The following is an 18,034-nucleotide window of genomic DNA, read 5'->3' on the forward strand; positions in this document are numbered from 1 at the left end:
CCATGACGCTCTCCGTCAGTCCCGAACAGCGTTGGGCCGGCATTCTGTGCGGCCTCGCCGCGGCCTTGATCTGGGGCGCATTCCCGGTGGTCACCCGGCTGGGGCTGACCCGCACGCCGCTGGATGCCTACGACATCACCTGCATCCGCTACAGCGTCTCCGGGCTGATCCTGCTGCCGTACCTGGTCCGCCATGGCCGCCGGGGGCTGAGCTGGACAAGCATCGGCCTGATGGTCGTCGGCATCGGTGCGCCGTACATGCTGGTGGTGGCCCAGGGGCTGGCCCTGGCCCCGGTGGAGCTGTTCGCCGTGGTGACCCCCGGCAGCATGATCCTGTTGTCGATCCTGATCAGCACGCGGCTGTTCGGCACCCGCCTCGGCGCCCGGGCGAATGCCGGCACCGCGCTGATCATCGGCGGCGTGCTGCTGGCCGGCTGGCACAGTTTCGCCAGGGCCCAGGCCTCGCCCTACGCCTACCTGATGTTCCTGCTCGGCGGCCTGCTGTGGGCGATCTATACCCTGGTGTCGAAATGGTCCGGCAGCGATGCATTGCACGCCACGGCGATCGTCTCGGTGTGCTCGATGGTCCTGTACCTGCCGGTCTACCTGGCCGGCCGCGGGCTGCGGATTCTCCAGGCGCCGCTCTGGGATATCGGCATCCAGGTGGTCTACCAGGGCCTGCTGGTGTCGACGGTGGCGCTGTTCTTCTACAGCCGCTCGGTACAGTTGCTGGGTGCGTCGCTCGGCTCCACGTTCGCCGCGCTGGTGCCGGGCACGGCCATGGTACTGGCCGCCCTGCTGCTGGGTGAGCGCGCGAACAGCACTGCCATCGCCGGCTTGCTGGTAGTGACCGCCGGCATGCTCCTGAGCCTGCTGCCGCAACGCCCGCGCCCGCTGCCGGGCGCCATCGGCCAGCCGACACCCAGGCCACCAGGCCCCACGCCATGAGCGACCTGCATGAGCGGAGCGCAACCACAGTCCACAGCGAAGGAAAAGCAAGCATGAGCAGCGCACCCTTGACCCTCTACGAACTGGCCGGCGCCGACCCGGACCTGCGCTTCAGCCCGCACTGCTGGAAAACCCGCATGGCCCTGGCCCACAAGGGGCTGGAAAGCCAGCGCATCGCCTGGCGCTTCAGCGACAAGGCGCGCATCGCCTTTTCCCGGCAAGGCGCGGTTCCGGTGCTGGTGGATGGCGACCAGAGCATCAGCGACTCCTGGCGCATCGCCCTGCACCTGGAGCAGCGTTACCCCGAGCGCCCGTCCCTGTTCGGCAGCCGCGACGCCATCGCGCTGGCGGGCTTCGTCAACCGCTGGGCCGACAGCATGCTGCTGCCCGCCGTGGCCCGTATCATCCTGCTGGATGTGTACGAACAACTGGCCGACGAGGACCGCGAATATTTCCGCAGCTCCCGTGAAGCGCACTTCGGCACCTCGCTGGAACAGCTGGTGGCACCGCAAGCCAAGCACCTGGAGCAGTTGCGCCAGGTCCTGGCCCCGCTTCGCCAGACCCTCAAGGGCCAGCCCTTCCTGGCCGGCGAGGCCCCGGCCTACGCCGACTACTCTGTGTTCGGCATGTTCATGTGGGCGCGCTGCACCAGCGGCGAAGAACTGCTGGCACCCAACGACATCCTGCATGCCTGGCGCGAACGCCTGCTGGACGCCTTTGGCGGGCTGGCGCGCGCGGCAACCCTGGCTTCCCCCCTCGAGACTGGAGCACGCCATGTCCAATGATCCCGCCCTGCACGACTTCGCCGTCCGTTCCTCGGACAAGATCCGCTATGCCGATACCGACCGCCAGGGCCATGTGAACAACGCGGTGTTCGCCACTTTCCTGGAAACCGGGCGGGTGGAGATCATCTACGACCCGCACGCGCCGCTCGCCGAACCCGGCAGCGAATTTGTCATCGCGCGCCTGGAGCTCGACCTGCGCGCCGAACTGCGCTGGCCCGGCACGGTGCAGATCGGCACCCGGGTCGCGACCCTCGGCAAAAGCTCGATGACCCTGGAACAGGCGCTGTTCCAGGACGGTCGCTGCGCGGCCCTGGCCACCACCGTGATCGTGCAGATCGATGCCCAGAGCCGGCGCTCGAAACCCTTTGGCGAAGAGGCGCGGCGCCGGTTGGGCGCCCTGACCACGGCCGCGGATTCGTTCGCGGTGAAATAGGCGGAGGACGCCATGTCGACGCTACAGCAACTGTTCTCGGCCCTGCCGTTTTTCCAGCTGGCGGTGATCATCATCGCCAGCCAGTTGTGCGGCGCGCTGCTGGCCCGTTGGGGGCAGTCGCGGGTGATCGGCGAAATCTGCGTGGGCATCCTGCTCGGTCCCTGCCTGCTGCTGGCCCTCGGCGCGCAGTGGCATGCGGCGGTCTTTCCGGCGGCTATCCGTCTGGGCATCGAGACCCTGGGTAATATCGGCCTGGTCCTGTTGATGTTCCAGATCGGCCTGCGCTTCGACAGCAACCACCTGGGCAACCACAAGATCGGTTTTTCCGCCCTCTCGGTGGCCGGCGGCGGGGTGATCCTGGCCTTCGCCCTCGGGGCCATGGTCGGGCTGCTCTCCCACAGCGCCCTGGCTCCCGCCCAACCCCGGCTCGGCTACGTGCTGTTCTGCGGCATCGCGCTGTCGATCACCGCCCTGCCGGTGCTGGTGCGGATCATCAGCGACCTGGGGCTGGAGCATTCGCTGGCCGGGACGGTGGGCATCGCGGCCGCCGCCATCACCGACATCATTGGCTGGGTGCTGCTGACCCTCATCGTCGCCCTGTCCAGCAGCGACAGCTCGCTGTTCGGGGTGTTGCGCCAGCTGACCTTTATCGTCCTGTTCCTCGTCCTCGCCCGCTGGGGCCTGCGCCCGCTGCTGCACGCCCTGACGCGGCTGCTCGCGACACGCAGCGCAACCCCTGCCGCCGACATGAGCATGGCGCTGATGCTGGCGACCGCCCTGCTGTGCGGCTGGATCACCACCCTGATCGGCCTGCACAGCGCCCTGGGCGGGCTGATCGCCGGCTGGCTGCTGCGCGAGCAGCGCCAGCACTGGCACCACCACATGGAAGGCTTCGTCAACATCGGCCTGGTGCCCTTCTACTTCGCCGCCACCGGGCTGAAGATGGACCTCGGCGCCCTGGCGCCCCTCGACAGCTGGTTGTGGCTGCTGGCCTTCTTCGTCGCCGCGGTGCTGGGTAAAACCCTCGGCTGCTACCTCGCCGGACGCCTGGCCGGCCTGTCCGTGGAGGTCTCGCGCAGCGTCGCGGTGTTGATGAACACCCGTGGCCTGATCGAGATCATCGTGCTCTCCGTGGGCCTGGACATGGGGCTGATCTCTCAGAGCGCGTTCTTCCTGTTGCTGATGGTGGCCATCGCCACCACCCTGATGACCACCCCGTTGCTCAGGCGCCTGGCCAGGACCGGGCCCGTCCCGGCCGCCCTGGCGAAAGGCGAGCTGCAGACTTCCGATCGCTAACCATCGACCGACCGGGGAGGCAAGGAAACCCCACAAGCTACACTCGCAGCTTGTGCCTTGCCTGTGCCCGAAAGCCTGGCCTGGCAATGGATATCCCTCGCCAACCACAGGAGGTGCGGCGGCCATGGCCTTTAGCGAAATCGACTACGAAACCCAGGGACCGATCAGGATCATCCGCTTCAACCGGCCGCAGAAACGCAATTGCATCGGCCCCACCACCCACCTGGAACTGATCGAGGCCTGGAGCCGTTTTCGCGACGATCCGGACGCCCTCGTGGCCATCATCACCGGCGCCGGCGACCAGGCCTTCTGCGCCGGCGGCGACCTCAAGGCGGCGCTCGACCTGGTGCCCACCACCCCGGACGAGATTGCCGCGCACAATCGCGGCGAGCGCCCCGGGATCATCGGCCCGAGCCGCTGGACGGATATCTACAAACCGGTGATCGCTGCGGTGAACGGCGTGGCCTACGCCGGCGGCCTGGAGTGGGCCTGCTTCGCCGATATGCGCATCGCCGAGGAGCACGCCACCTTCGGCGTGACCTGCCGCCGCTGGAACATCGGCCTGGGCGATGGCGGCACCCAGCGCCTGCCACGCATCGTCGGCATGGGCCGGGCGCTGGAGCTGATCCTCACCGGCAAGGTCATTTCCGCCAGCGAGGCGCTGGCTATCGGCCTGGTCAACGAGGTCGTCGCCAAGGGCCGCTCCCTGGAACGGGCACTGGAGCTGGCGCACCTGCTCTGCACCCTGCCCCAGCCCGCCATGCGCTCGGACAAGGAAGCGCTCATCCGCGGCTACGGCCAGCCCCTGGCCGAGGGACTGCGCATCGAAGCCGAGTGTTTCAACCGCTCCATCCATCAGCCGGAAACCCTGGAAGGACTGCGCCGCTTCCGCGAACGCGACCACCCGGACCTGCGCGGCGATGTGCCGGCCCAGACGCCGGGGTTGATCAAGGATTGAGGGCCATAGCGTCACCGGTGCGGCTCATGCATCGGCTGCAAACAGCGCAAACAAATACGGCTTCACAGGTTCAACCAAGGGCAGCTCCATGACGCTGTAGGGTCAAACCTTTGACCAAGAGTTCTGGGAAAAAACCGCTATCAAAGCTATGTCCCAATAGCCTGTTGCAGGGTGCGCCCGACTGCCTCCCGGATGCAGTGAACCGGTCGAATGCCCTACTGATAAGGTTCCAGCATGCGGCGCCAGCCCAGGTAATTTGGGACATAGCCTTTTTTATGTCTCGGCATCGGCTCCGCGTGCCCTGGCCACATCAAAAGAGCCTGTTCCACAGGCGCTTGAACCCATTCGGCTGTTCCGCCTGCTTGTCGGTCGATTGAGGTGCCGAGGGCGGCGGGGAAGGCGGCGCGGCGGACGGGCGCGGCGCTTGGCCACTGCGTGTGCGCTTCTCATACTGGTCCCGGATTGCGAGTAGTTCGGGGCTGTCCGGACGGGCTTCCAGGCCATGCTTGATATAGGCCCGCGCCAGGTCGCGATCGCCCTTGGCATACGCGCTTTTGCTCATCTCGGCGTAGAGCAGCGCCACCTGGTCCAACCCGGCCAGCGCCTGGGCGTTCCCCGGCGCCAGGCCGAGTATCTGCCGGTAATAGAACACCGCACTGTCATCCTCGGGCTCCAGCAGGTGTTCTTCGGCGATGCGCTGCTCGGCCAGTTGCCGATAACCGGCGATCCGCGCCGCGGCTACCCGTTGCAGTCCTTGCCGGGCCTCCTCGCTGGCTTCGTCGAGCTGCAAGGCCTGGTTGAAGAAATACTCGGCATTGTCCTGCGCCGGCTCGACCAGCTGGCCCGCCGCCAGGCGCTGTTCGCCACGTGTCAGCAGCTCGGCGATCTCGATCCGCGGCTGCAGGTACAGGCCGGTGCCGCTGGCAGCGCCGAGCAGCAGCAGGCTGCCGAGTGCCCACAGCGCCAGGCGCCTGTTCGGGCTGCGCCGGCGGGCGGGCTCGGGCTCGGCCTCGGCCTGGGGCGGCGCAGGATCGATCAGGGCCGGCGCGAAGCGGGTAGATTCCAGCTCCACCTCGCTGGGCTCGTCCGGTTGCTCTGGCTGGTCCAGCTCATCGAGTGCCTGCAGCAGCGCCTGGCAGTCGGCGAAGCGCTGGTTGGGATCCTTCGCCAGCATCCGCTCGAGCACCGCCTTGTACGGGCTGATGTGCGCCGGCAAGCTCGGCGGCGGCATCTGCACCTGGTTCATCACGGTCTGGGTATAGCTGGCGCCGCGGAACGGATTGGTGCCGATGAGCATCTCCAGGAGGATGACGCCCAGACTGTAGATGTCGGTGCGGATATCCAGCGGCTGGCACTGCGCCTGTTCCGGGCTGCTGTAGGCCGGGCTGCCGACCGCGATGCCGAGCCCGGTGAGCTCGCTGTCCATCTCCAGCGCCTTGGCGATGCCGAAATCGGTGATCACCAGCGTGCCGTCGCTGCGGAAGAGGATGTTCGCCGGCTTGATATCGCGGTGGATCAGACCCTGCTCATGCACCACGGCGAGGCCGGTGGCAATCTGCCGGACGATATCCAGGGCGCGCCTCGGCTCGAACACCTCGCCCTTGTGCCGGGCCAGGTCGCCGCCGCCGACGAACTCCATGGCCAGGTAATAGCGGCCATCGGCCAGTCTGTTGATGTCGTGGATGGTGATGATGGCGGGGTGGTGCAACGAGGCGACGATATGTCCCTCGCGGATGAAGCGCTTGCTGAACGCCTCGTCATTGGCATTGAGCAGTATCTTCACCGCCACCTTGCGGTGCAGCGACTCCTGGGTTGCCAGGTAGACTTCGGCCATCCCGCCTTGGCCAAGCCGGCTATGCAGGCTATAGCCGGGTATTTCGGGTAATCGTTCGTCCATGAAAGAATCCGTGCGCAGCCGCTGATTGGGGGTATCGCCGATACTGTCGGGCCGAATGTCACCCATCGGATCGAGTCTCTGATTTTAGAACTTTTCCGATAGTTCCCGGCTCGCCGTCTGCCGCCGTCCGTCGGTAAGCACGGCAGCGATAGCGACACAGGCCCCGCGCCCCTCCCCAAGGGGCAGTCGCGGGTGATCGGCGAAATCTGCGTGGGCACCCTGCTGGGCCCCTGCCTGCTGCTGGTCCTCGGCGCGCAGTGGCATACGGCGGTCTTTCCGACGGCCATCCGCCTGGGCATCGAGACCCTGGGCAATATCGGCCTGGTCCTGCTGATGTTCCAGATCGGCCTGCGCATCGAAACCGAGTGCTTCAACCGCTCCATCCACCAGCCGGAAACCCTGGAAGGACTGCGCCGCTTCCGCGAACGCGACCACCCGGACCTGCGCAGCGATGCACCGGACCAGACACCGGGGTTGACCAGGGATTGAGGGTTACGGCGTTACCTGCGGGGCTCAGGCAGCGGCTTAAACAACGGCGATCTACGCCCTCCGTTTACCCCCGCCCCCAGACAATTATCGACATTCCACCCATACAACCACTGCACCGCATCATAGAACTGCGCCTGGCTGCTCCCCTCCCACAGGCTGTTGCGCACGCTGCGTTCGACGCCCTGGGCATGGTAGAGGCGGCCCATTTCCCGGGTGGACCAGACTACGCGGGCGGTGCGGGGGATGCGCACCGATTCGTAGAGGCGGAACGCCGCCTGCAGGTCGTGGCCGCAGGCCCTGACCGCTTCGCCCAGGGTCACCGCGTCTTCCAGCGCCATGCAGGCGCCCTGGGCCAGGTACTGGCTCATGGGGTGGGCGGCGTCGCCGAGCAGGGTCGCGTTGCCCTGGCCCCAGCGCGCCACCGGCTCGCGGTCGGCGGTGGCCCAGCGGCGCCAGGAGCTGGGGGTTTCCAGCAGCCGGGCCGGGCTCGGGTGGATGCCCTGGAAGTACGACAGCACCTCGGCCTTGCTGCCGTCGCGCACGCCCCACTCTTCCTGCTCGCGGCTATGGAAGGTCACCACCAGGTTGTACTGCTGGCCGCCACGCAATGGGTAGTGCACCAGGTGGCAACGGGGACCGGCCCACAGCACCGGGGCGTTGACCCGCAGTTCCTCGGGCATCTCCTGCTCGTCGACCACCGCCCGGTAGACCACATGCCCGGTCACCCGTGGCGTATCGCCCAGCAGTTGCTCGCGTACCACCGACTTGACGCCGTCGCAGCCCAGCACCGCGTCCGCCTGGTAGCGCTGGCCATGCTGGTCGATCAGGGTCACTCCGGGCCCTTGCAGGTCCATGCTGGTAATCCGGGTCGAGGTCTGGAAGCTGATCAGCGGGTCCTGCTCCACCGCCTCGAGGATCGACAAGTGAATATCGGCGCGGTGGATCACCCCATAGGGGTTGCCGAAACGCTGCTGGAACGCCACGCCGACATCGATGCGCAGCACTTCGCCGGCGTCCACCGCATCCATCATGATGATGTGGTCGGTGAACACTGAACGGCGTCGCGCCGCCTCGCCGGCGCCCAGGGCATCCAGGGCCGCGTAGGCATTGGGCCCGAGCTGGATGCCGGCGCCGATCTCGCCAATCTGTTCGGCCTGTTCCAGCAGTTGTACGCGGATGCCCTGGCGGGTCAGGGCCAGGGCGGCGGCCAGGCCACCGATGCCGCCACCGACGATGATGACTTTTTGTTGTTGTTTTTCGTGGTTCATTAACGCTACCTCTGTGATGCGATGCGGTCAGGGGATGGAAATCAGGGGATGTAGTCCGGCTGCCGGTCCGGAGCCGCCCGTTGGAACGCCGGGTGACCCAGGCAATGCCGATGGATCGCCAGGGTCAGTTCGAAACGTTCCAGGTCGCAGCCCATGCGCAGCGCGTTGGCCACCTGGGGCACCAGGCAGCAGTCGGCCAGGGTCGGCTGTTCGCCGAAGCAGAACGAACCCTGGCCATGGCGTTGCAACAGGCTTTCCAGGGCCTCGATGCCCTGCTCTGCCCAGTGTCGGTACCAATCGTTTTTCTGTTGCACGCTCACCCCCAGCCGGTTCTGCAGGTAGGCCAGCACCCGCAAGTTGTTGATCGGGTGGATGTCGCAGCCGATCAGGTTGGCCACCTCCAGCACCCGCGCCCGCGCCAGGGGCTCCTGGGGAATCAGGCATACCTCGGGATGCAAGGCATCCAGGTAGTCGATGATCGCCAGCGACTGACTGAGACTGGTCCCGTCGTCGTCCACCAGCAGCGGCACACTGGCGCTGGGATTGAGTTCCAGGTACTGCGCCGCGCGCTGCTCGCCCTGGCGCAGGTTGACCGGCAGGCAATCGAACGCCAGCCCCTTGAGCGCCAGGGCAATGCGTACCCGGTACGAAGTGGAACTGTTGAAGAAACTGTAAAGCTGCATAGCTGCGCTCCTGGCACATCGAACAAGAAATCAGGGCTGCGCCGGGGCCTCGACCAAGGCTGGCGCAGCCGGTGCCGCGCGGTAACGGCGGCCCATGAGGAACATCGCCCCGGCGGCGATCAGCGCCGGGGCCATCAGCAGGCTGAAAATGTCGTTGAACCCCAGGCCCAGGCTGAGCATCACCCCGCCGCCCAGGGTGCCGGTGATCGAACCGATGCGCCCGACCCCGTGGGCCCAGGCCACCCCGGTGGCACGGCTGGCGGTGGGGTAGAAACCCGAGGCCAGGGCATTGGCGCCGACCTGGGTGCCGCTGATGCAGAAACCCATGCCGGCCACGCAAAGCACCAGCGGGTAGAACGACTGGTAGTACTGGCCGATGGCCCAGAGGAAACCCGCGCCGCACAGATAGGCCAGGGTCAGCACCCGCCAGGGGTCGAGGCGATCCATGCTGGCGCCCAGGCTCACCGCGCCGAGGGTGCCGCCGATCTGGAACATCGCGCTGATCAGCGCCGCCTGGCTCAGGCTCAGGCCGGTGTCCTTGATCAGCAGCGGCAGCCAGTTAGTCATCATGTAGATGATCAGCAGGCTCATGAAAAACGCCGACCACAGCAGCAAGGTGCCGCGGCTCAGGTGCCCGCGCAGGATCAGCCGCACCGGCGACACCGGCTTGGCCCCGACCACCCCCGCGTCACCCAGGTCGAAGCGGCCGTTCCAGCCCTCGGGCAAAGGCCCGATGCGCCGCAAGATAGCGCTGACCCGCTCGCGTTGCTGGGCCTTGCGCAATACCAGGAAGCGCACCGACTCCGGCAACCACCAGATCAGCACCGGCACCAGCAGCAACGGCAGCACCCCGCCCAGCAGCAACACGCTGCGCCAGCCGTGCAGCGGCACCAGGTGCGCCGCGACCACGCCGCCCAGGGCCGAGCCCAGGGTGAAGCCGCAGAACATGCTGGTGACCATCAGCGAACGGCGCCGTTGCGGACAGTATTCCGAGGTCAGGGTGATGGCGTTGGGCATCGCCCCGCCCAGCCCCAGGCCGGTGAGAAAGCGCAGCACGGTGAGGGTTTCCAGGTTGCCGGCGAAGGCCGCGGCGACACTCCAGCCGCCGAAGAACAGCACCGACCACAAGAGCACGGTCTTGCGCCCCAGGCGGTCGGCCAGCGGCCCCGCGGCGAAGGCGCCGAGCATCAGCCCGAGCAGCGCCGCGCCCAGTACCGGGTTGAGCTGGGCCGGGCTCAGCCCCCACTCCTCACGCAAGGCCGGGGCGATAAAACCGACCGCGGCGGTGTCCAGCCCGTCCAGCGCGGTGACCAGGAAACACAACAGCAGAATCAGCCACTGGAACGGCGCCACCGGCTGCCGGTCAATGAAATCCTGTACATCCACACTGTTGTTGTTATCAGTGGAAGACATGATCGAACTCCAGCGGCCCGGACCTGCGCCCGGGCCGCATCAGCAAGGAAGGAAAAGGCTCAGATAACCCGCACGCGCAGCTCGCCCAGGGATTCGACGCCACCCAGCATCAGCTCGCCGGCCACTACCGGGCCGACGCCTTCGGGGGTGCCGGTCATGATCAGGTCGCCCGGCTGCAGCTCGAAGAAACGCGACAGGTAGGCAATGGTTTCCGGCACCGACCAGATCAGCTTGTCGATATCGCTGCGCTGCTTGTCCTGGCCGTCGACCTGCAACCAGATCACCGCGTGTTCCAGGCCAGCCAGCTGCGCGGCCGGGGTCAGGGCACCGATCGGCGCCGACTGGTCGAAGGCCTTGCCCAGCTCCCAGGGCCGGCCCATTTCCCGGGCCTGCATCTGCAGGTCGCGGCGGGTCATGTCCAGGCCCACGGCGTAGCCCCAGACGTGCTCGTTGGCCTGTTCCCGGGAGATGTCGCGACCGCCCTTGCCGATGGCCACCACCAGCTCGATTTCGTAGTGGTAGTTACTGGTCTCGGCGGGGTACGCAAGCTCCAGGGTCTGCCCGTTCTGTACCGGCACCACCGCATCGGCCGGCTTGCAGAAGAAGAACGGCGGTTCGCGATCCGGATCGAAACCCATCTCCCGGGCGTGGGCGGCATAGTTGCGGCCGACGCAGTAGACGCGGCGCACGGGAAAGGTGTCGCGGCTGCCATTGATCGGCAACGCGGTGATGGCAGGCGGGGTAACGACATGAGTCATGGTCGGCTCCAAAGTCTGGGCGGAAGGTTCAAGGGGTCTCGCGGGATTCACGCAGGATGCCCAGCGCTTGCTGCACCGGACGGTCGGAGAAGCTGAACAGCACGCACTCCTGCTCGCACTGGAAACGCACCGGCGCCCAGCTGGGCACGACAAACAGGTCGCGGGGTTCGAAATCGAAGCGCTCGGCGCCGATGAACACGCTGCCCTGCCCCTCCACCACGCTGAACACGCTGGCATCGGTGCTGCGGTAGGTCTGGCCGCGAAAACCGCGCGGCAGGATCTGCATGAAGGTGGCGATGGTCGGCATCGGCCAGCCGCCGGTGGCCGGGTTCACGTAGCGCAGCTTGACCCCGTCCCAGGGGTCGATCTGCTCCTGGCGCAGCAGGGTGTCCAGGGCCTCGCGCGTACGGCTGTAGGGGTAGCTGAAGATCGGTGAGGTGTGCGAGTCGACCTGATGCCGCACCGGCAGCATGTTCATGCCGAACCGCGCCAGGCTGTTGCCTTCCGGGCGCAGGATCGGCTGCTCCGCGACCTCGTGGTTTTCCGCGAAACCGGCGTCGAAGAAACGCACCAGGGGAATGTCCAGGCCGTCGAGCCAGATCACCGGCTCGCCGCCTTCGGCCTCGCTGGGGTTGCCGTGGTCGTGCCAGGCCCAGGACGGGGTGATGATGAAGTCCCCCGGCTCCATGGTGGCGCGCTCGCCTTCCACCGCGGTGAACGCGCCGCGGCCCTCGACCACGAAACGCAGGGCCGACTGGCTGTGGCGATGGCTGGGGGCGATTTCACCGGGCAGGATCAACTGCAGGCCGGCGTACAGGCTCGAGGTGATCGAGGCCTGGCCGCGCAGCGCCGGGTTCTCCAGCACCAGCACGCGGCGCACCGCTTCCTGCGCGGAAATCAGCCTTCCGGCTTCACTCAGATAGGGACGCAGTTCCTTGTAGCGCCAGAGGGCGGCGACACAGGCACCGGCCGGCTGCTGGGGCACCAAGTTGTGCAGTTGCTCCCACAGCGGGAACAGATTGTGTCGATCAATGCGCTGATAGAAATCCTGGCGCAACCCGTCGCTCTTGTTATTCATGGGACACCTTTGCGAGTTGTGTGGCAGCGATTATCGAACCGATACCCATGCACGAATAATGGTATTTATGGATCGCTCCATACCCAAAAACACATACCATCAGAAGGACAGCGGGTACTCGACGATGACCCGCCATTCGTCCAGGTCCGGCAGGTCGGCGCGCTGCACCGCGGCGTCGGAACGCAGGGTCGCCTGGCGCACCCGTAGCGACAGATCGCGCACCGGCCCGCTCTGCACCACGTAGCGCGCCTCCAGGTCGCGCTCCCAGCGCCCGCCGTCGTCGATGGCCTTGAAACGGTCGTAGGCGCCGCCCCCGTAGCCCGAACCGTCGATGCCGGAACTGCTCAGGTAACGCCCCATCAGGCTCAGCCCGGGAATGCCGAACGCCGCCAGGTTCAGGTCGTAACGCAGTTGCCAGGAGCGTTCGTGGGGCAGGTTGAAATCGGCGTTCTGCGACTTGTTGGCGAGAAAGCCGATGGCGTCGCCGGGCATGGCGCCGAAGCCCAGGTAGTCGAACGGCTCGTCGCCGTCGATCACCTGTCGGGCCAGGGTCAGCTTGTGCGGGCCGAAGGCATAGGCCAGGCTGGCCGACCAGGCGTTGTTGTCGATCGGCCCTGCCAGGGCCTTGCCGCTGTCGCGGGTGTGATAACCGGCCAATGCCAGGCTCAGCGCGTGCGCAGCATCGATCGGCCAGCGGTATTCGGCGCTGACGAAGTGCTGCTTCCACACATCCTGGTAATCCGCGCTGAACGCGCCGAGCTTGAGCCGCGGCGTGGCCTGGTAGAAACCGCCGAGGTAATCCACCTGGCGCACATCCAGCCGCGCGTAGAAGGCGCTCAGCGGCCCGTCGCGGTTGGTCGAGTTGACGCCGTTGCCGGAGGTGAAATGCCCGGCGTCCAGGTTCAATCCGGGCAACTCGCCGCTGAGCAGTTGCAGGCCCTGGGCGGATGACGGCAACAGCCGCGCCGTGGCCATGGCGAACACCGGGTTGTTGGGCATCAGGTCGCCGTACTTGAGCTCGGTGGCGGACCAGCGCAGCTTCAGCGCACCGCCCGCCTCGGCCCACTGCTGCTCTGGGTTGCCGTGGCTGTCGGTGGGTATCAGCATCACCGGCGAGCGCCGCCGGCTGCCGTCGAGCCGCAGGCCGAGCATGCCGAAGGCATCCACCCCCACGCCCACCATCCCCTGGGTGTAGCCGGAACGCAGGTCGAGAATGAACCCCTGGGCCCACTCCTCGCGCAGGCTGGTGGGCCCCAGGTCACTGCGAAAATCGCGATTGAAATAGAAATTGCGGCTGGTCAGCTTGAGACTGCTGTCTTCGATCAGGCCGGCCGATTCGGCCTGGTTCTGGGCCTGGTTCTGTGCCTGGTTCTGCGCCTGCACGAGCGCGCTGGCGCCCAGCAGCGACAAGCCCAGGACGGTAGTTGGGTAAGGCAAAGGCATGGCGGTACACCCTGTTTGTTGGAATTGTTCAGGTGGTGCGGGGGCGATTATTCAGGGCTCATGCATATCCGAATAATGCTATTTTCTGATCAACCCATACGTGTAGAGGTATACCCATGGCCGCCGACTGGACCCGCCGCCTGCGCATGCAGCACCTGCAATTGCTGGTCAGCCTGGAAGAAACCGGCAGCGTCAGCGAAGCCGCGCGCGCCACCTTCAGTACCCAGCCGGCGCTGTCGAAATGGCTCAAGGAGCTGGAGGACGATGTCGGCGCGCCGCTGTTCGAGCGCCATGCCCGCGGCCTCAAGCCCACGGTCCAGGGCCTGATGCTGCTGGGGCATGCGCGGCGGGTGCTGAGTGAGATGGACCGTGCCCAGCAGAACCTCGCCGCGCTACAGGACGGCAGTTCCTACCGGGTGGCCATCGGCACCTCGCCGGCCTCGGCGCCGAACCTGGTGCCGGCGGCGATCATGAAGTTTCTCGAAGGCCACCCCCGGGCCCAGGTCGAACTGCATGAAGGCACCATGAACCACCTGCTCGACCGCCTGGAGCTGGGGCAGCTGGACCTGGTGGTGGGCCGCCTGGACAACTACGCGCCGCGCAGCAACCTGCACAGCGAACTGCTGTATGACGAAGCCATGCGGGTGATCTGCCGCCCCGGCCATCCGCTGACCGAGCGCGCGAGCCTGAGCTGGCCCGACCTGTACGGCTACGACTGGATCGTCTGGCCCCAGGGCACGCCGATCCGCAGCAAGCTGGACATGGCCCTGACCAGCGTCGGCCAGGGCCCGCTGCCCTACCGCATCGAATCCTCGTCGCTGATCGGCAACCTGTGGCTGCTGCAATACAGCGACATGCTCTCCATCGCCTCCGACCGGGTGGCCGAGCACTTCACCCGGCGCAAGCTGGTGGTGCCGCTGGATTTCGAACTCAACGCCGTGGGCTCCCTGGGCATGTGCTGGCGCGACGAACCGCACCCGGACCCGAGCCTGCCGGGGCTGCTGGCCAGCCTGCGCTTCGCCGCCGAGCGCCAGTCATCGGACTACGCGGTGCCGCCAGGCACCCTGGACTTCAAGTAGAAGTACGGCCAACGGCATCCGTTCAGGACCGCTCCTCGTCCAGCGCCTTGTCCGACGCGATCGGCGGCTCGATACCCCAGTCGCCGTGCAGGTACCAGTCCTCGCCGAGCATCTCGGCGGGGTGCATGGTGCGGTCCGAGCCATTGCCGCAGGCCAGGGCATTGGCCGCGCAGTAGCGGTCGCAGCCCCAGCAGATGCGTTCGGGGTGCTTGGGGCTGATGGGAAAGTTCTTGGCCATGGCGTTCCCCGGATCGCGGGTGGGAGTGGCTCCCAGGCTACGACGCCCACAGAAAAATGCCCTTGATCGGGGTCAAGAATGACAGGCCCGGGGCGCCCGTCTTAGCACCCCGGGCTGCCTGCTACGCCGTAACCGCCGGCGCGTAGCGCACCGCCAGCTTGCGCAAGGCGACGTAGAACACCGGGGTCAGGAACAGGCCGAACAGGGTCACCCCGAGCATGCCGGAGAACACCGCGACCCCGGTGGCGCGGCGGATCTCGCTGCCGGCGCCGCTGCCGATCAGCAGGGGCACGGAACCGGCGATAAACGCCACCGAGGTCATGACGATCGGCCGCAGGCGCAAGCGGCAAGCCTCCAGCGCCGCCTCGATGATGCCCTTGCCCTGGAGCTCCAGTTCCCGGGCGAACTCGACGATCAGGATCGCGTTCTTGCAGGCCAGCCCCATCAGCACCACCAGCCCCACCTGGACGAAGACGTTGTTGTCGCCGCCGCTGAGCCACACCCCCGACAAGGCCGCAAGCATGCACACCGGCACGATCAGGATCACCGCCAGGGGCAGCGTCCAGCTCTCGTACAGGGCCGCGAGGACCAGGAACACCAGCATCACCGCCAGCGGGAACACCACCGCCGCGGCATGGCTTTGGGTGACCTGCTGGTAGCTCAGGTCGGTCCATTCCAGGGTGATGCCGCGGGGCAATACCTGGGCGGCGATCTCTTCCAGCTTGGCGATCACCTGGCCCGACGACAGCTGCTTGGGATCGGAGTCGCCGATCAGGTCGGCAGCCGGGTAGCCGTTATAACGCACCACCGGGTCGGGACCGTAGCTGGGCGTCACGCTGATCATCGCGCCGAGGGGCACCATCTCGCCCCGGTCGTTGCGCACCCGCAGGTTGGTGATGTCCTCGGCGGTCTGCCGGTAGGAGCTGTCGGCCTGGGCCATGACCCGGTAGACCCGGCCGAACAGGTTGAAGTCATTGACGTAGACCGAGCCCAGGTAGGTCTGCAAGGTATTGAACACATCGCTCAAGGACACCCCTTGGGCCTTGACCTTGACCCGGTCCACCTGCACCTCCAGCTGCGGGATGTTGGCCTGGTAGGAGCTGACCGGGTAAGTCATGCCCGGGGTCTGCGCCACCGCGGTCTGGAAGGCGCTCAAGGCATTCTGCAAGGCGCCGTAACCGAGGCCGGCGCGGTCTTCGAGGTACAGCGAATACCCCGAACCGTTGCCCAGCCCCTGGATCGGCGGCGGCAACAGCGCATAGGCAAAACCTTCGTGGACCTGGGACAGCTTGGCGTTGAGTTCGGCGTTGATCTGCGCCGCGCTGCGCTGACGCTGGTCGAACGGCTTGAGGATCACGTAGGCGGCCATGACATTCGGCGTGTTGACCGACTGCAAGGCATTCAGGCCGCTGAAGGCCGGCACGGTATCCACGCCCTCCACCGAGAGTGCCGTCTCGATCAGCTCGCTGGTCACCGCGTCGGTGCGGGCCAGCGACGCGCCTTCCGGCAGCTTGGCGCCGGCGAACAGGTAGAGTTTGTCCTGGGTCGGGATAAAGCCGCCCGGCACCAGGTTGAACAGCCAGGCCGTGCCGATCAGCAGCAAGGCGTAGAGGAAGAACACCGAGCCGCGCCGCCCCAGGGAATAGGACACCAGGCCGTGATAACCGTCGGAGCGGCGTTTGAACATCCGGTTGAAGGCGCGGAAAAAGCCCCCGAACACCTTCTGGATGCCCCGCTCCAGCCAGTCCTGCGGCGCGCCGTGGGGCCTGAACAGCTTGGCCGCCAGGGCCGGCGACAGGGTCAGGGAGTTGATCGCCGAGATCACCGTGGAAATCGCGATGGTCACCGCGAACTGCTTGTAGAACTGGCCGGTGACGCCGGAAAGAAAGGCCATGGGAATGAACACCGCGCACAGCACCAGGGCGATGGCGATGATCGGCCCGGACACTTCCTTCATCGCCCGGTGCGCCGCCTCCCGCGGGTCATAGCCCTTCTCGATGAAACGCTCGACGTTCTCCACCACCACAATCGCGTCGTCGACCACGATGCCGATGGCCAGCACCAGGCCGAACAGGGTCAGGGTGTTGATCGAGTACCCCAGCAAATACAGCCAGGCGAAGGTGCCGATCACCGACACCGGCACTGCGATCAGCGGGATGATCGAGGCGCGCCAGGTCTGCAGGAACAGGATCACCACCAGCACCACCAGCACCACCGCCTCCATCAGGGTGTGCTGCACCGCGCTGATGGATTCGCGGACGAACACCGTCGGGTCCCACACCGCCTTGTAGGCCACGCCTTCGGGGAAATGCTCGGACAACTCGTCAAGCTTGCCGTAGACCGCCTCGGCGACCTGCAAGGCGTTGGCCCCCGGCGAGAGGAAAATCCCCACCGTCGCCTGGTTGCGGTCATCCAGGCGCGCGCGCAGGGTGTAGTCGCTCGCGCCGAGTTCCACCCGCGCCACGTCCGACAGCTTCACCAGTTGCCCGTCCGCCCCGCTCTTGAGGACGATATCGGCAAACTCCTGCTCGCTGCGCAAGCGCCCGCGTACGCTGATCGATACCAGGAAATCAGCGCCCTGAGGCGAAGGCTCGGCCCCCAGCTGGCCGGCCGAGACCTGCACGTTCTGTTCGCGGATCGCATTCACCACGTCAGCCGCGGTGAGCCCGCGGGCGGACAGGCTGTTGGGGTCCATCCAGATGCGCATCGCATAGTCGCCCGAACCATAGACCCCGACATCGCCGATCCCGGACAGCCGCGACAGCTCGTCCTTGACGTGCAGGGTCAGGTAGTTGCGCAGGTACAGCGAGTCGTAGCTGTTGTCCGGGGACAGCAGGCTGACGTACATCAGCGGCGTCGGCGATTGCTTCTGGGTGGTCACGCCATACTGCCGCACCTCCTCTGGCAGCCGCGACAGCGCCTGGCTCACGCGGTTCTGCACGCGCACCGCGGCGGTGTCCGGATCGACGCCGGGGACGAAGGTGATGCTCACCGCCAGGCTGCCGTTGGAGCCGGCGACCGACTTCATGTACATGATCCCCTCGACGCCGTTGATCGCCTCTTCCAGGGGCACCGCGACCGACTCGGCGATCTCCTTGGGGTTCGCCCCCGGATAGGTGGCGCGCACCACCACGCTGGTCGGCACCACCTCGGGGTATTCCCCCGACGGCAGCACCGGGATGGCGATCAGGCCGAGGGCGAAAATGATGATCGACAGCACGATGGCGAAGATCGGTCGGTCGATGAAGAACTTGGAAAAATCCATGGCC

Annotated in this window: 16 protein-coding genes; 7 read left to right on the forward strand and 9 right to left on the reverse strand. The window is 66.6% G+C overall.

Features of this window, described 5'->3' with window-relative positions:
* Window positions 1-2 precede the first annotated feature (2 nt).
* From J4D52_RS10545 to J4D52_RS10565, 5 genes are all read left to right on the forward strand, one after another.
* Window positions 3-947 carry a DMT family transporter gene (locus J4D52_RS10545; RefSeq protein ID WP_102677328.1) on the forward strand — a complete coding sequence of 315 codons (945 nt, stop codon included), beginning with the start codon at window positions 3-5 and terminating at the stop codon, window positions 945-947.
* Window positions 944-1,732, forward strand: a complete 789-nt coding sequence (locus J4D52_RS10550) for a glutathione S-transferase family protein (RefSeq protein WP_102677329.1) — start codon at window positions 944-946, stop codon at window positions 1,730-1,732. Before J4D52_RS10545 ends, J4D52_RS10550 begins: the two co-directional genes overlap by 4 nt.
* A complete protein-coding gene (locus J4D52_RS10555; RefSeq protein WP_009049433.1) occupies window positions 1,722-2,165 on the forward strand; it encodes a thioesterase family protein in 444 nt (147 codons plus the stop codon). Before J4D52_RS10550 ends, J4D52_RS10555 begins: the two co-directional genes overlap by 11 nt.
* Before the next feature lie 12 nt (window positions 2,166-2,177).
* Window positions 2,178-3,461, forward strand: coding sequence for a cation:proton antiporter (locus J4D52_RS10560; protein WP_102677330.1), 1,284 nt, complete (start codon window positions 2,178-2,180; stop codon window positions 3,459-3,461).
* Window positions 3,462-3,585: 124 nt separating this feature from the next.
* Complete coding sequence (locus J4D52_RS10565) at window positions 3,586-4,419, forward strand: enoyl-CoA hydratase/isomerase family protein (protein WP_102677331.1); 834 nt, start codon at window positions 3,586-3,588, stop codon at window positions 4,417-4,419.
* A 310-nt stretch (window positions 4,420-4,729) separates the two neighbouring features.
* On the opposite strand, the gene J4D52_RS10570 is transcribed toward J4D52_RS10565, so the two are convergent.
* On the reverse strand, window positions 4,730-6,316 hold the full coding sequence (locus J4D52_RS10570; protein WP_102677343.1) for a serine/threonine-protein kinase: 1,587 nt from the start codon (window positions 6,314-6,316) through the stop codon (window positions 4,730-4,732).
* Window positions 6,317-6,508: 192 nt separating this feature from the next.
* Here J4D52_RS10570 and J4D52_RS30515 point away from each other — a divergent pair, with 192 nt between their 5' ends.
* The gene (locus J4D52_RS30515) at window positions 6,509-6,805 is read left to right on the forward strand and encodes a cation:proton antiporter (RefSeq protein ID WP_025810439.1); all 297 of its coding nucleotides are present in this window, start codon (window positions 6,509-6,511) and stop codon (window positions 6,803-6,805) included.
* An 11-nt stretch (window positions 6,806-6,816) separates the two neighbouring features.
* Here J4D52_RS30515 and J4D52_RS10585 read toward each other — a convergent pair whose 3' ends face one another.
* The 6 genes from J4D52_RS10585 to J4D52_RS10610 form a co-directional block, all read right to left on the reverse strand.
* Window positions 6,817-8,073 carry a 3-hydroxybenzoate 6-monooxygenase gene (locus J4D52_RS10585; RefSeq protein ID WP_102677332.1) on the reverse strand — a complete coding sequence of 419 codons (1,257 nt, stop codon included), beginning with the start codon at window positions 8,071-8,073 and terminating at the stop codon, window positions 6,817-6,819.
* Window positions 8,074-8,114: 41 nt separating this feature from the next.
* Window positions 8,115-8,756, reverse strand: a complete 642-nt coding sequence (gene maiA / locus J4D52_RS10590) for a maleylacetoacetate isomerase (protein ID WP_102677333.1) — start codon at window positions 8,754-8,756, stop codon at window positions 8,115-8,117.
* Between the two features lie 30 nt (window positions 8,757-8,786).
* On the reverse strand, window positions 8,787-10,169 hold the full coding sequence (locus J4D52_RS10595; protein ID WP_102677334.1) for an aromatic acid/H+ symport family MFS transporter: 1,383 nt from the start codon (window positions 10,167-10,169) through the stop codon (window positions 8,787-8,789).
* Between the two features lie 59 nt (window positions 10,170-10,228).
* The gene (locus J4D52_RS10600) at window positions 10,229-10,927 is read right to left on the reverse strand and encodes a fumarylacetoacetate hydrolase family protein (protein WP_102677335.1); all 699 of its coding nucleotides are present in this window, start codon (window positions 10,925-10,927) and stop codon (window positions 10,229-10,231) included.
* A 28-nt stretch (window positions 10,928-10,955) separates the two neighbouring features.
* Complete coding sequence (gene gtdA / locus J4D52_RS10605; protein ID WP_063431431.1) at window positions 10,956-12,005, reverse strand: gentisate 1,2-dioxygenase; 1,050 nt, start codon at window positions 12,003-12,005, stop codon at window positions 10,956-10,958.
* A gap of 99 nt (window positions 12,006-12,104) precedes the next feature.
* On the reverse strand, window positions 12,105-13,448 hold the full coding sequence (locus J4D52_RS10610) for an OprD family porin (protein WP_102677336.1): 1,344 nt from the start codon (window positions 13,446-13,448) through the stop codon (window positions 12,105-12,107).
* 116 nt (window positions 13,449-13,564) lie between these two features.
* Between J4D52_RS10610 and J4D52_RS10615 the strand changes: the two genes are divergently transcribed.
* Window positions 13,565-14,527 (forward strand): LysR substrate-binding domain-containing protein, encoded by a 963-nt coding sequence (locus J4D52_RS10615; protein WP_102677337.1) that lies wholly within the window; start codon window positions 13,565-13,567, stop codon window positions 14,525-14,527.
* A gap of 22 nt (window positions 14,528-14,549) precedes the next feature.
* On the opposite strand, the gene J4D52_RS10620 is transcribed toward J4D52_RS10615, so the two are convergent.
* Window positions 14,550-14,765: a DUF3079 domain-containing protein gene (locus J4D52_RS10620; RefSeq protein ID WP_102677338.1), complete on the reverse strand. Its 216-nt coding sequence runs from the start codon at window positions 14,763-14,765 to the stop codon at window positions 14,550-14,552.
* Between the two features lie 121 nt (window positions 14,766-14,886).
* A complete protein-coding gene (locus J4D52_RS10625; protein ID WP_102677339.1) occupies window positions 14,887-18,030 on the reverse strand; it encodes an efflux RND transporter permease subunit in 3,144 nt (1,047 codons plus the stop codon).
* Window positions 18,031-18,034: the final 4 nt, after the last annotated feature.

This window comes from Pseudomonas sp. GW460-12-10-14-TSB1 (assembly GCF_017349775.1).
GTDB classification, from domain to species: Bacteria; Pseudomonadota; Gammaproteobacteria; order Pseudomonadales; family Pseudomonadaceae; genus Aquipseudomonas; species Aquipseudomonas piscium.